The sequence below is a fragment of the Archangium sp. genome (assembly GCF_057119385.1).
This window is the reverse complement of record NZ_DBNGVP010000028.1, coordinates 82,536-95,468: the sequence shown is the minus strand read 5'-3', so window position 1 is coordinate 95,468 and position 12,933 is coordinate 82,536. Positions and strand designations below refer to the sequence as shown.

Annotated in this window: 10 protein-coding genes; 5 read left to right on the top strand and 5 right to left on the bottom strand. The window is 69.1% G+C overall.

Annotated elements, in window-relative coordinates:
- Positions 1-39: 39 nt before the first annotated feature.
- Genes AC16DP_RS07495 through AC16DP_RS07485 form a run of 3 tightly spaced genes read right to left on the bottom strand, consistent with a single transcriptional unit; the run spans position 40 to position 5,284 of the window.
- Positions 40-876: an alpha/beta hydrolase gene (locus AC16DP_RS07495; RefSeq protein WP_329728673.1), complete on the bottom strand. Its 837-nt coding sequence runs from the start codon at positions 874-876 to the stop codon at positions 40-42.
- A 14-nt stretch (positions 877-890) separates the two neighbouring features.
- Positions 891-2,762: a tetratricopeptide repeat protein gene (locus tag AC16DP_RS07490; RefSeq protein WP_329728592.1), complete on the bottom strand. Its 1,872-nt coding sequence runs from the start codon at positions 2,760-2,762 to the stop codon at positions 891-893.
- Positions 2,763-2,782: 20 nt separating this feature from the next.
- Positions 2,783-5,284, bottom strand: a complete 2,502-nt coding sequence (locus AC16DP_RS07485) for an ATP-binding protein (RefSeq protein ID WP_483956663.1) — start codon at positions 5,282-5,284, stop codon at positions 2,783-2,785.
- A 413-nt stretch (positions 5,285-5,697) separates the two neighbouring features.
- Here AC16DP_RS07485 and AC16DP_RS07480 point away from each other — a divergent pair, with 413 nt between their 5' ends.
- Genes AC16DP_RS07480 through AC16DP_RS07460 form a run of 5 tightly spaced genes read left to right on the top strand, consistent with a single transcriptional unit; the run spans position 5,698 to position 11,470 of the window.
- Positions 5,698-7,620: an OmpA family protein gene (locus AC16DP_RS07480; protein WP_329728590.1), complete on the top strand. Its 1,923-nt coding sequence runs from the start codon at positions 5,698-5,700 to the stop codon at positions 7,618-7,620.
- 39 nt (positions 7,621-7,659) lie between these two features.
- A complete protein-coding gene (locus AC16DP_RS07475) occupies positions 7,660-9,231 on the top strand; it encodes a hypothetical protein (protein ID WP_329728589.1) in 1,572 nt (523 codons plus the stop codon).
- A 43-nt stretch (positions 9,232-9,274) separates the two neighbouring features.
- Positions 9,275-9,994, top strand: a complete 720-nt coding sequence (locus AC16DP_RS07470) for a Coq4 family protein (protein WP_329728588.1) — start codon at positions 9,275-9,277, stop codon at positions 9,992-9,994.
- Between the two features lie 28 nt (positions 9,995-10,022).
- On the top strand, positions 10,023-10,694 hold the full coding sequence (locus AC16DP_RS07465; protein ID WP_329728587.1) for an SDR family oxidoreductase: 672 nt from the start codon (positions 10,023-10,025) through the stop codon (positions 10,692-10,694).
- Entirely contained in the window at positions 10,694-11,470 is a 777-nt protein-coding gene (locus tag AC16DP_RS07460) for an SDR family NAD(P)-dependent oxidoreductase (RefSeq protein WP_329728586.1), read from the top strand. Before AC16DP_RS07465 ends, AC16DP_RS07460 begins: the two co-directional genes overlap by 1 nt.
- A 12-nt stretch (positions 11,471-11,482) precedes the next feature.
- Here the strand turns inward: AC16DP_RS07460 and AC16DP_RS07455 are convergent, their stop codons facing one another.
- Entirely contained in the window at positions 11,483-12,280 is a 798-nt protein-coding gene (locus AC16DP_RS07455) for a hypothetical protein (RefSeq protein ID WP_329728585.1), read from the bottom strand.
- The gene (locus tag AC16DP_RS07450; protein ID WP_329728584.1) at positions 12,277-12,912 is read right to left on the bottom strand and encodes a hypothetical protein; all 636 of its coding nucleotides are present in this window, start codon (positions 12,910-12,912) and stop codon (positions 12,277-12,279) included. The genes AC16DP_RS07455 and AC16DP_RS07450 overlap by 4 nt, the downstream gene beginning before the upstream one ends.
- Positions 12,913-12,933 lie beyond the last annotated feature (21 nt).

The window sequence follows — 12,933 nt, the reverse complement described above, 5'->3', positions numbered from 1 at the left end:
CGATAACGAAGTTTGCTCTGTAAGGAATTGGAACCTACGTCAGAGATGCGCGGAGATCCAGTTGGAGATATCGCCCTGGACCTCCTCTTTGCCGAGCTCGTTGAGCGGCTCGTGGCGCATCCCCGGATACACCTTGTACACCTTGTCCTTCGAGCCCACGGCCTCGAAGAAGGCGCGTCCGGTCTCCACGCTCGCCACGCCGTCGTCCGCTCCGCTGAGCAGGAAGAGCGGCACCTTCACCTCCGGAGCGAGCGTCATCACCCGGGCCTGGGCCTCGGTGGACTGGATGAACCAGCGGGGGGTCACGATGTGATTGTAGAGGGGGTCCTGACGTACCGCCTCCTGCACCGCCTCGTCCCGGCTCAGGTCCTTGGGCGTGAGCTCCGTCTTGATGGGCATCCACGGCAGGACCCTGCCCACCGCCTTGGCGGCCACGAGCTTCATCGCGGGCGGCGTGATGGCGAGCTTGAAATAAGGTGCTGACAGCACCATGCCGCTCACGCCCTGGAGGCCGCCGCGCCCCAGCAGGTGCACCGCCATCAGGCCGCCGTGGCTGTGCGCGAGCACGAAGATCTTGCGCCCACCGGCCGCGCTCCGCACCCGGTCCCAGAAGGCCGCGAGGTCGTCCAGGTAGTCCGGCCAGCTGGCGCAGAAGCCGCGGCGTCCGTCGGCGCGGCCATGGCCCCGGTAGTCGAAACCGTGCACGGCGAAGCCCTGGGCCGTGAGGGCGTCGAACGTCGTGCGGTAACGGCCGATGTGGTCGCCGTAGCCGTGCACCACCGCCACGTGCGCGCGGGGTTCGTCCGGCTGCTCGGACATCCAGTACAGCCGCAGCCCGTCCTTCCCGGTGAAGAAACCCTCGTCGAAGCGCGCCATAGGATGCGGGGACATTAGCGATCCGCGGCACCCGTGGATAGCAACTTCAGCTTGCGCTCGAGGAGCACCCGTTGATCCGCCGGGTCGGCCGCCTCCGGATTGAGGGCCAGCACCTCCAGCGCGCGCCGCCAGGCCCCCGCCGCATCACCGGGCCGTGACACGCGGTGGTAGACATCCCCCAGGTGCTCCAGGATGACGGGCTCCTCGGGCTCCAGCTCCACCGCCCGCTCCAGCGACTGCAACGCGCGGGGGTAGTCGCCCCGCTGGTAGTGGATCCACCCCAGCGAGTCGAGGAAGGAGCCGGTGTCCGGGCGCAGCTGCAACGCGCGCCGCACCAGCCGCTCCGCCTCGGCGAAGTCCCGGCCGCGCTGGGCCAGCACGTAGCCGATGAAGTTCATGGCCGCGGCGTGCTCCGGGTCCACCTCGAGCACGCCGCGCATGCTGGTGATGGCCCCCTCCTCGTCCCCCTGTGCGAGCAGCACGTTGGCGAGCACGTAGCGCAGGGCCGGCTCACGAGGCTCCCGTGAGATGGCCTCCCGCAGCAGGCGCACGGCCTCGGCCGGGCGCTTCTGACGCTGCAGGGTGGAGGCGAGCGCCTCGTACAACTCCGGGGACGACTTGCGCGCGAGGGCCTCCTTCAGCGTGGCCACGGCGCGCTCGGGCTCCCCGGCGCGCTCCTGGGCCCGGGCCTGATGCACCCACAGCTCCGTGTCGTCGGGGTGCTCGGCGAGGGCCTCGCGCAACAGGGCGAGCGCGGGCTCATGCTGTCCCGCCTGCGAGAGACAGACAGCGCGGCGGGCGCGCGCCTCGGGGAAGAGCTCGGAGGTGAGGGGCACCTCGGCATAGGCGGTGGCGGCCGCGTCGAAGTGGCGCAGCCGCTCGTGCACCAGGCCCGCGTAATAGGAGATACGGGGCGAGGCGACCCTCCCCTTCCGCGCGGCGTCCAGCACCTCCACGGTGGAGGAGGGATCCCTCGCGGAGAGGAAGGCCAGCGCCACCCGCACGGTGAGCTCCGGGTCCGAGGAGATCGACAGCAGCCGATCGAAGTACGCCCGCGCCCGCACCGGCGAGCCGAGCCGCAGCGCGAGCCGGCCGGCGCTCATCAGCACCGCCTGGTTGTCGGGATCCCGCTCCAGGGTGCGGGCCAGGGCCTCCTCGGCATCGGAGAGCTGCCCGGCCTTCTCGCGAATCTGCGCGAGCACGGTGAGCGACTCCACGTCACCGGGATCCCTCTCGATGGCCCGCGCCAGCAGGTGCCCGGCCCGCGTGGAGTCTCCCCGTTCGGCCAGCGCCAGACCGAGGCGACGGTAACCGGAGGCCTCGCCGGGAAGCGCCGCCGCCAGCTCCTCCACCACCTTCACGGCCTGCTCGTTCGCGCGGCCATCCAGGTGGAGCTGCGCGAGGACGAGGTAGGCCTCCGGCTCGCGGGGCTTGAGCTGGATGGCGCGGCGCAGGTGCATCCGGGCGCGCGCGGGCTTGCCGGCCTCCATCAGCACGCGCCCCAGCATCAGCCGGCCGGCGTAGTGCGTGGGGTACGACTTCACCACGCGCCGCAGCTCGCGCTCGGCCTTCGTCAGGTCGCCCAGGCGCGCGTACTCCTCGCCCAGCTGCGTGAGCAGGTGCGGGTTGTTCTCGTCGGTGGCCAGCGCCAGCCGCAGCGCGTACACCGCCTCCCGGTGCTGGCCCTGGAGGCTCAGCAGCTTCGCCCGGAGGTAGTTCGCGTAGCTGGCGGGCGACGCGATGCCCTCGTCATTGGACCCCGCGGAGATGGCCTCGCGCATGGCCTGCGTGTCCACCTTGGGCCGGCGCGCGGGCGCGGCCATCACCCCCAGCCCCACGAGGGCCAGGAGCGGTACGGCTCGGGTGAGGAGTCGACTCGGGCGCACGCCCCGAGTCTAACGCGGGCCTAGAGCTTCGGCACGGGGGGTGGTGCGCCCAGCCGCTCCAGGATGCGCTCCACCGGCTCGCTGTCGTGGCTCACATCCGCCACCGCCGAGCGGTACTCCATCCCTGTGTGCTTCTCGACATCCGGCAGCAACCGGCCGATGACGTTGCGTCCCGCTTCAACATTGCACTCGGGCAGGACGACGGCGAGCACCCCCTCGCCCATGTGGCCGAGGATGTCCTGGGTGCGCAGGCGTGCGCGCATCACGTCGGGAATCCCGCGCAGGGCGTCGTCGAGCACGGGGCGGTCCGGGCGGAGCACCGCGAGGCTCACCGGCCGGCTGTAGCGCCGCCCGCGGCTCACCTCGTGGTCCAGGCGCAGCATGAGGCCGCGCCGGTCATAGACGCCCGTGAGGGGATCGTTCCCGCTGCGGCGCATGAGCGTGGAGGTGCGCTCCAGCTCGTTCTCGGCCTTGCGCAGCTTGAGGGCGCGCTCGGTGCGGCCCAGCAGCTCCATGGCGTTGAAGGGCTTGCTCATGTAGTCCACCGCGCCGAGGTTGAGCGCGCGGACCTTGTCGGCCACGCCCTGGTGGGCGGACAGCAGGATGACGGGGATGCTGGCGGTGTCCGAGGAGGACTTGAGCGCCACCGCGGCGTCCAGGCCGTCCAGCTTGGGCAGGAAGACGTCCATCACCACCAGGTCCGGCTTGGCCGAGCGCGCCCGCGCCAGGCCCTCGGCGCCGTCGCGCGCCACGTCCACGCGGTAGCGCGAGCGCAGCACCTCCACCAGCACCGCGGCGATCTCCGGCTCGTCCTCCACCACCAGCACGCGCGGCTGCTCGGCCGTCTCCTTGGCCGGCAGGTTCTGCACCGCGCGGGAGACCTCCTGCGCCAGCGGCAGGGTGAAGATGAACGCGGCGCCTCCCTCGGCCGGGGCCTCGGCCCAGATCTCCCCGCCGTGGAGCTCCACGAACTCCTTGCAGATGGCGAGCCCCAGGCCCGTGCCACCGCCGCCCTTGGCCCCGCTGCGGTAGCGGTCGAAGACGAGCGGCAGCTCCTCGGCCGGAATGCCCTTGCCGTCGTCCTGCACCACGATGCGCGCCACGTCACCGTCCGGGCGCGCCAGCCGCGAGGCCTTCACCACCACCTCGCCCGCGTCCTGCGCGTGGTGGATGGCGTTGGTGATGAGGTTCTGCAACACCTCGTGCAGCTTCAGCTCATCGCCGATGAGCATCATGATCTCGCTGGTCTCGGCCCGCAGGGCCACGCCCCGCTCGGCGGCGAGGATCTCCAGCTCGGTGACGCTCTCCTTGCAGAGCGTGGACATGTCCAGCACGCGCGGCTCGATGGACAGGCGCGCCACGTCGCCCTTGCCCCGCTCCAGCAGCGACTCCACGAGGCCGAGGATCTTCCGGCCCTGGCGGATCATCGCCTCGGCGGACTGCTTCTGCTGCGGATCCAACCCGCCTTCCAGCAGCAGCCGGCCATGGCCCAGCAGCACCTGCAGCGGCGCGCGCAGGTCATGGCTGCACACGGCGATGATCTCGTCCTTGAGCCGGTTGAGATCCTTGAGGCGGCGGTTGGCCTCGGTCAGCTCGCGGTAGCGCTCCACGTAGGCCAGCTCGAGCTCGTCGCGCTTCCTCTTGAGCGCGGTGTGCAGACGGGCGTTGCGGATGCAGTTGGCCAGCGCCGCCGCCACCGCCTGGGCGAACTCCTGCTCGTCCCGGCCGAAGCCCTCGGAGCCCCGGGAGATGCGCAGGAAGAGCGCGCCGAGCAGCTCGTCCGAGCACACCAGCGGCTGCACGAGGATGGAGCGCACCCCGAGCGACGTCATGGTGGGGCGCACCTCGGCCATCAGCGGATCCCGCTGGGCCTCCTCCACCAGCACCGGCTGGCGCGTCTCCAGCGCGCGGCGCAGCTCGGGGTAGCGCTGCAGGTCCACGTCCAGCGACAGGCCCGGATCCTCCAACGTGGCCACCACGCTGGCGGTGCGCGAGTTGACGTCCTCCACCAGCACCACCGAGCACCGGTCGGCGTTGATGACGGCGCCCACCTTCTCCACCGCGAGGCGGAGGATCTGCTCCAGCTCCAGCGAGCTGGTGGCGGCCTGGGTGATCTCCAGCAGCCGCTCCATGCGGTTGCGCGTGCGCTCCATCACCCGCCGCTCGCGCAGCGCCGAGTCCAACCGGGAGCTGAGCTCCTCGAGGCTGCGGACCCACTCGTCCACGGGCAGCTTGCGCAGCACCTCCGAGCGTGAGCGCGTCAGGTCCGCCAGCACGCGCAGCTCGCGCAGCCGGGACTCCTGACGCACGGCGCTGAGCGCCTCGGTGGCCTTCTTGCCGGTGGCGGACATGAGCACGGCGTCCGGCCGCAACGACTCGGCCAGGCTCGACAGCTCCTGCATGTCCTCGGTGATGGCCCACTGGTAGCCACTGTCGGACAGGTGGGCGAGCAGCTCCTCGCTGCCCGCCTTCGTGCCGATCACCAGGACGCGGCCACGTGACCCCACGAGTTCAGCTCTCACGAGCGCCCCCGGGGTGCCTGGCCCTGCATGTCTGTGTGGAGAGACCGGAAAAATTTCAAGAAAGCGTCAACCTTCATGCGCGGGTCCGAATCATGCCGCTGAAGCTGCCCGGGGGCCAGCGTGTCGGACTCGGCGGGTCCCGGCAAGAATTGTGAGGCGGGTACCCCCGCGTATACTCGGCCGCCGTGCGACTTCCGCGACTTCCGCTGTCCCCTTCCCCCCTGCGCTCCCTCCTGCTGACGGCCCTCCTCGGGGCTGGCGCGGCTCGGGCACAGGGGACCTCCGCGCCCCCTTCTCAGCCCCCGGCTCCCGTTCCTTCGGCCCAGCAAGGCCTCGCTTCCTCGTCCGCTCGGGAAACGACCCCAACGGTCGGGTACTCAACACATCCAGGGTCCGCCGCCCCCTCCCCGGGGTTGGATCAGCCCTACGAGGCGCACAGCCCCTCCACGCTGGGCAACTCCTGGAGGGATGCGCGCAACCTGCGCCATGGCTCCACCGCCACCGGCGGCGTGGGCCTGCTGCGACTGGCCGGAGCGGACCTCGGGCGCAAGGGCGTGCTGCGCTTCTCGGCCACCGGCGAGTTCTTCTCCACCCCGGACTTCCCCGTCCAGGGCGCGGCCAACACGCGCACCGGCGGCACCTTCGCCGTCGGCTACGTGCCGCTCGACTTCCTCGATCTGTCGCTGTCCTACACGGCCTCGACCAACACCAACACGCGCTCCTCGCCCAACCTCATCCAGGCGCTCGGCGACGTGACGCTGGGCGCGCGCGCCACGAAGCAGTGGCTCCCCGGACTGTGGGCGGGCGCGGACGTGCGCGTGATGACCTTCTCCGGCGTGGGCAGCAATCAGATCGCCTTCGGCGTCTCGCCCCGCGTGGTGGCCACCTATGACGCGCGCTCGCTCAGCGCGATGCTTCCCCTGCGCATCCACGCCAACCTGGGCCTCCTCCTGGACGGCACGGGCTCGCTGGTGGACGCCGGACGGCTCAACGCCGCCGAGGAGTATGCGCTGGGCATCAACCGCTACTCCCGACTCGGCGTGGGGTTCGGCCTGGAGGCGCCGCTGCCCGTCGTCACACCCTTCCTTGAGTACGGACTGACCTCGCCGCTCGGCGTGCCGGACGGACAGCTCGTCGCGCCGGATGGGAGCCTCGTGCCCGTGGGCAGCGTGGCGCCGCAGACGCTCGGGCTGGGCCTCAAGCTGACGGCGGTGCAGAACCTCACCTTCACCGCCGCGGCCGAGCTCGGCCTCACGCGCCAGGTGGGCCGGGGCGTCCAGCCCGTGCCGCCCTTCAACCTGGTGCTCGGCGCCTCCTTCAACGTGGATCCGGCGCTGCAGGGCGGTGGAACGCGCGTGATTGAACGCGTGGTGGTGCGCGAGGCCGTGCCGGCGAATCAGACCCCCACCCCGGTCCGGACCGAGACGCCCCAGGTGGCGCAGGTAGCGCAGGCGACGACCGCCCAGGTGTCCGGCGTGGTGGTGGACGCGAAGACGCGCCAGCCGCTGTCCGGCGTGCTCGTGGCCATGGTGGACTCGACACTGCCGCCGGTGGCCTCGGCTCCGGGCGATGGCCGCTTCCTCACCTACGCGCTGCCGAGCGGCCCGGTGAAGCTCTCCGTGCGCAAGGACGGCTACCTGCCACTGGAGAAGGAGCTGGTGCTCGAGGCGGGCAGGACGGCCAGCGTGGAGCTGGAGCTCGTGGCGGAGGTGAAGCCGGCGGCGCTGGCCCTGGCCGTCACCTCCAAGCGCAAGCCCGTGCCGGCCACGCTGACCTTCTTCGGTGGTCCCACGCCGCGGCAGGTGAAGTACTCGCAGGCCGATGCGGCATCCCACCAGCTCCAGCTGCCGGCCGGCCGCTACGTGGTGGAGGTCACCGCTCCCGGCTTCCTGGCCCAGACGCGCGCGGTGGAGGCCGCCGATGGCGCCGCGCTGGAGCTCTCGTTCGACCTGGAGCCCGAGCCGAAGCAGTGGCAGGTGAAGCGCGAGAACGACAAGCTGGAGCTGCTCCAGCAGGTGCGCTTCGCGGATGGCAAGGCCGTGCTGCTGCCGGACAGCTACCCGCTGCTCGCGCAGGTGGTGGACCTGATGGTGCGCACGGGCGTCCAGCGCATCCGCATCGAGGGCCACACCGACAACCAGGGAGACAAGACGGCCAACCTGAACCTGTCCAAGGAGCGGGCGCGCGCGGTGGCGGACCACCTCATCAAGGCGGGGTTGGATCCGTCGCGCATCGAGTCCGAGGGCTTCGGCGACAGCCGGCCCGTGGCGCCCAACATGACGCCCAGGGGCCGCGAGCTGAACCGGCGCGTGGACTTCGTCATCCTGGACCGCTGATGTCCGGAGGGTGGCGCCCGGGCTAGACTCGGCGCCACCATGCCTACCCCCCTCCTTCGCCAGGCCTTCGTCCGCCCGGCCCTGCTGCTGCCGTTCCTCGCGCTCGCCTGCAACCCTCCCCCGCCGCCCACCACGCCGGAGCCTCCCCAGGTCAGCGTCGTCGTGGACCAGCCGAACACCGTGGGAAAGAGCCTCAAGCTCTTCATCACCACGACCGGCTGTGACGAGGTGCAACGGCTGGAGCTGCTCGACAACAACGAGCCGCTCAAGCAGGTGACCTACGGCGCCACGCCCACCCCGGTGGAGCTGGCGACGAGTGACCTGCGCTACACGCGAGGGCTCGCCGCGAACCTGTCCCTCACCGCGCGCGTCACCTGCGCCGACGGACGCACCAACGTCTCCCAGGCCCAGCCGGCCACGTACTTCCCGGTGGAGGAGGTGGTGGAGCCGATCAACTCCACCACGCCCGCGGTGCCGGATTACTTCGTCGTCGATGGCAGCGGCGCCAACGCGAGCTTCATCGGCTGCGCGAAGGAGGGCTCGCGCTCGTTCCTCTACAAGGTCCCGAAGAGCAACCCGGCGAACCGGCAGTCCATCGAGATGGACTTCCCGTGCGATGCGACCACGATCATCACCGACCGCAAGCCCGCGGGCACCGGCTGGCGCTGGCTGTGGACGAGGGGCCAGGGTGCCTTCGCCATCGACTCGAGCTTCAAGATCACCGCCACCATCACCCTGGCGGTGAAGAACCTGACGGTGGCTCCGGACGGCAAGGCCTTCGTCTACGACAACGTGAGCCTCCAGCTCCGCAACCCCGAGATCACGGCGACGAAGCCGCAGATTCAATGGTCCCTGGCGATCGGAGATCCGGAGGGCCTCATCACCAGCCTGATCCTCGCCGATCCCTACGTGCGGCCCGATGGACGGGTCGTGATTCCCTTCTACGACGATGGCATCGACCTGACCTACATCCGGGTGGGAACCGTGCGGTACAGCGACGGGCAGGATCTCAAGATGTACGACGTCGATACGATCACGCCCATCCAGCAGCCGCCGGTGGCGTTCGATCCCACGGGGAAGGTGCTGTACCTGGCCTCCCAGGGAGCGGCCTCGGCGAACGTGCGGGCCTGCGACTTCGAGGGGGGCCTGTGCAGGCCGTCCACCGGCAAGCGGCTGTGGATCAGCGCGGAGCTGCCCGGGTACATGGCCGCGCTGGTGCCGTACAACAACGGCACGCGCCTGGCGGCGATCGGCTCGAACCGCTTCTGGTTCCTGGAAGCCCGGGACGGCCAGAGCAACGAGGGGCAGGCCGTGAACAAGGATCAACTGCCGCTCACGGCGAATGGCTCGCTGGTGGCGCGCTTCGCGCAGCCCGGTGCGGGCAGCACCTTCTACATGTTCACCAGCGCGGCCGCGACGGACGACAAGCCCGACCCGTATCCGGTGGAGATCATCGCCACGGACGAGGCCGAGAAGGGCGAGCTGTTCCGCTACCGGGTGCCGGGCGGCAGCCTCTACGGCGCCCTGGATGACTCGGAGGCGCTCTGGCTGCGCGTGGGCAGCAGGCTGGTGAAGCCGTTCACGCCGGCGCAATACCGCGCCATGCGCTGAGCGGCCCGGAGTACCCTCCCCCGTCCTCTTCGTTGGAGCCTCCATGTCCGAGCTTCGAGAGATCGCGCGTGGCCTGAAGGAACGACGGGCCACCCTGGGGGAGGTCATCCCCGTGCTTCGCACCGCCGAGAACCTGGCCGCTAGCGATACCGTCCTGCTCGCGGTACCGGGCTTCCAGCGCCTCCATGCCGAGCGCTGGGACCCTCCGCTTCCGGAGCCGGAGGCGCTCGCGGCGCTGCCGGTGGGCTCGTTCGGGCACGCCTATGCGCGGTACATGGAGCACTACCGGCTGTCCCCCGACTTCTTTCCCATCCCGACGCGGCTCGGCGCGGACGTGACGCCCACGCAGTACGCCGTCCACCGGCTCAACAAGAGCCACGACTTCCTCCACGTGCTGGGCGCGTACGAGACGTCGGACGAGGACGAGGTCGCCGTTCAATCGTTCGTGTTCGGCATGGCCCCGGTGGCGCTCGCCAGCTTCCTGGCGGAGGCGGCGGTGCACCCGGACATCCGGCAAGCCCGGTACAAGCACCTGCGCGACATCTACTCGGGACACATCCAGGCGGAGGATTTCGAACGGGGGGCCGCCGCCTCGGCCCTCCTGGGCGAGCGCGTCGAGACGCTGTGGGAGGAGCCGCTGGAGCAGTTGCGGCAGCGGCTCGGTATCGCCGCGCGAGCCCCCGAACACCTGGGTCGTGGCGGAGAGAATTCCTGCGGTGGCTTCACGGCCATTCCGTTCTTCACCGCAACGCGAGCCACCTGAGGGACACCATCCGGCCTACACTGGGCGCATGAGCGTTCGGAACATGATCGTCATCGGCGGGACCGGTGAGATCGGCAAGGCGGTCATCAGCAAACTGAGGGCCGAGGGCGTGCGCGCCGTGTGCGCCTCGAATGACGTGAAGCAGGAGTCGGCGGACGAGATGCGGGTCGACATCACGGACGAGGCCTCCGTGGCGTCGCTGTTCGAGCGGGCGGAAAAGGAAGTGGGACCCATCTCCGTGCTGATCAACTGCGCGGGAGTGGGGGTCTTCACGTCCATCGCGGACACCTCGGTCCAGGATTGGCGCAGGACGCTCGAGGTGAACCTGACGGGAGCCTTCATCTGTTCGCGTGAGGCGTTCAACCGGATGAAGACCCGGGGCGGCGGGAGGCTCATCCACATCGGCTCCATCAGCGATCACCTCACCCTGGCCATGAACGGCTCGTATGCCGCGTCCAAACATGGGGTCCGGGCCCTGACGGGCGTGCTGAACGAAGAGGGAAAGCCCTACTCCATCCGGGCCACGCTCATCTCCCTGGGCGCCGTCTACACGTCCTTCTGGAAGACGCGCCCGGAGTACAGCCCGGCCGACATGCTGTCCGTGGAGGACGTGGCGCAGAGCATCTGGGAGATCGCCCGCAAGCCCTTGAACGTCCGGGTGGATGAGCTCCGGCTCCTTCCTCCGAAGGGGGTGCTCTGATGGGAGCGCGACTGGATGCGAAGCTGGCGCTCGTCACCGGAGCCAGCCGCGGTATCGGCGCGGCGATCGCGGAAGTGCTCGCGGAGAATGGTTTCCAGGTGGCCCTGCTGGCCCGTGACGCCCAGGCCCTGTCCGGGCTCGAGCAGAAGCTGACCGCCACCGGGGCCCGGGCGCGGTCCTTCCTCTGCGATGTCGCGGATGAGGCCGCGGTGGACGCCACGCTCGCCCGTATCGAGACGGAGCTGGGCGTCCCCGGCGTCATCGTGAACAACGCGGGATATGGCGGCCCCTTCCATCGCGCGGACGAGGTTCCCACGGAGGAGTGGAAGACCCTGTTCGGCGTGAACGTGGATGGCGTCTACTACCTCTGCCGGTGGGCGCTCCCGCGCATGAAGGCCGGGGGGTATGGGCGGATCGTGAACATCTCCTCCATCCAGGGCCTGTTTGGAGGAGCGCGCTCTTCCACCTATGCGGCCACCAAGCACGCGCTCATCGGCTACTCCAAGACGCTCGCCGTGGAATGGGGCGCGTACGGCATCACCTGCAACGCCATCTGCCCGGGCTACATCGACACGGAGATGCTGGCGAAGGCGGACCCCGGGGTGAGGAAGGAGCTGTTGCGAAGGATTCCCGCCGGGAGGTTCGGAACCGCCGAGGAGGTGGCCAGGATGGTGGCCTTCCTCGTCGGGCCCCACGGGAGCTACATCAATGGCAGTTCGCTGGTGATCGACGGCGGCCTGTCGTCGCACCTGGCCAACGACGTGCCTTCGTTCTGAGCCCGCCACCTCTTATGGGCTCTCGGTCTCTTCCTCTTCTTCCTCGTCGACGCTGGCCATGGAGAGAGGATAGAGGGCACGGTGATTGATATTCGGATAGTACGCCGCGAGGTAGAACTCGCGCGCGATCATCACCCATGTGCGCCTGGCTGGAGTGGGCTGCCCGGTCAGCCAGGCTTCCGCCTCCTCACGAGTAGCGAATGAAGCCGTGGCAACGGGCGGATCCACCCGCTCGAGCCACGCGAGATAGCGCTCGAGGTGGCGATTCCATGGCAGGCGGCGAAAATCCGTTTCGCGCTCATAAACCACATCATGGTACCGGCCGCCGATCAGGATATCAGCGAAAGCGGGCGGACACGGATGGGTCTCGAGCCATGCGTCCGCCTCCTGCTGTGTTTCAAACGAGGCCACTACAAATGGCGGAGCATGGGATTCGACATGCTCGATGAAATCACTGAAGGACTCATGCTGCCCGGCTGAAGAGACGAAGCGAAGCGCGTCGAGGATGATCTGGATTGGCACCTGCTCTCCAGCGGCCTCGGGGTCATCGAGAAGCTTCCCGAAGAAGCGCTCTGTCTTGCGCAGGAGTTCTCGCAGCCCCGTGGAGCCATTCTCGCCAAGAGTCTGGGCCTCACGAGACCCGTAGTGTGCTCGAAAATCCTCGAAGGGGTACCATTGGCCAGTGGCGGAGATGAAGTCCAAGGCGTCTCGTGTGAGGCTGAGAATCCGCGCCTGCTCCGGAGGCTGCCCCTTGCTCCAACGCCTCCCAATCACCTGCTGTGCATCCGAGAGGATGAGTGGATTCGTCATGGTGTCACCGCCAGAACCCGGGGCTCGGAAACAACATCGGACGATGCGAAGGAGATGACAGGCACGAGAAACAGGATTCCGCTACCACCGAAGGCGACGACGAAGGCCACACCTGCGATGACAACGACAGCTCCCTCCAGCAGCCGCTCCCTGTTCTGCTTCAGCCAATCGACGGCCTCATCCATGGCATGAAACTCCACGGCCTGGCCTTCGGCCAGTTCTCTGAGCTTGCAACAGTCAATGTAGGGCCGCATGCACACGCGGACACAATGCTCCTTCTTGGAACCCGCGCTCATGTGGCTCCAAGCGCGGCCTCTCAAGCCAGCCAGGCACATGCTCTCGCACGCATCACGCTCCTGCTCGCAGTCGCGGTTGAAGGCAGCCTGGACGATGAGCCCTTGAACGCCGCGGGTGGCCACCTGATGCGAATGCGCCGCCTGGTTGAAGTCCTCAACGGGCTTCCATGAATGGAGCACCTGCCCATCTGGCGCCCTTTCGATGATGAGCACGTATTTGCCCAGATCGAGCGCACCAGTAGGACCCGAGACCGAATGACGAGTCACGCCGCAGGAAAGGAGCAACACGCAGAGGCTCACGCTCATGAGCCGCCCAGGAGTCGACATCATCTTCATATAGGCAGTTCCCCTAGCATG

Coding starts and splice junctions, on each gene's coding strand:
- AC16DP_RS07455 (WP_329728585.1), bottom strand. CDS start 12,280: ATGACGAATCCACTCATCCTCTCGGATGCACAGCAGGTGATTGGGAGG.
- AC16DP_RS07460 (WP_329728586.1), top strand. CDS start 10,694: ATGGGAGCGCGACTGGATGCGAAGCTGGCGCTCGTCACCGGAGCCAGC.
- AC16DP_RS07475 (WP_329728589.1), top strand. CDS start 7,660: ATGCCTACCCCCCTCCTTCGCCAGGCCTTCGTCCGCCCGGCCCTGCTG.
- AC16DP_RS07470 (WP_329728588.1), top strand. CDS start 9,275: ATGTCCGAGCTTCGAGAGATCGCGCGTGGCCTGAAGGAACGACGGGCC.
- AC16DP_RS07495 (WP_329728673.1), bottom strand. CDS start 876: ATGGCGCGCTTCGACGAGGGTTTCTTCACCGGGAAGGACGGGCTGCGG.
- AC16DP_RS07450 (WP_329728584.1), bottom strand. CDS start 12,912: ATGAAGATGATGTCGACTCCTGGGCGGCTCATGAGCGTGAGCCTCTGC.
- AC16DP_RS07465 (WP_329728587.1), top strand. CDS start 10,023: ATGAGCGTTCGGAACATGATCGTCATCGGCGGGACCGGTGAGATCGGC.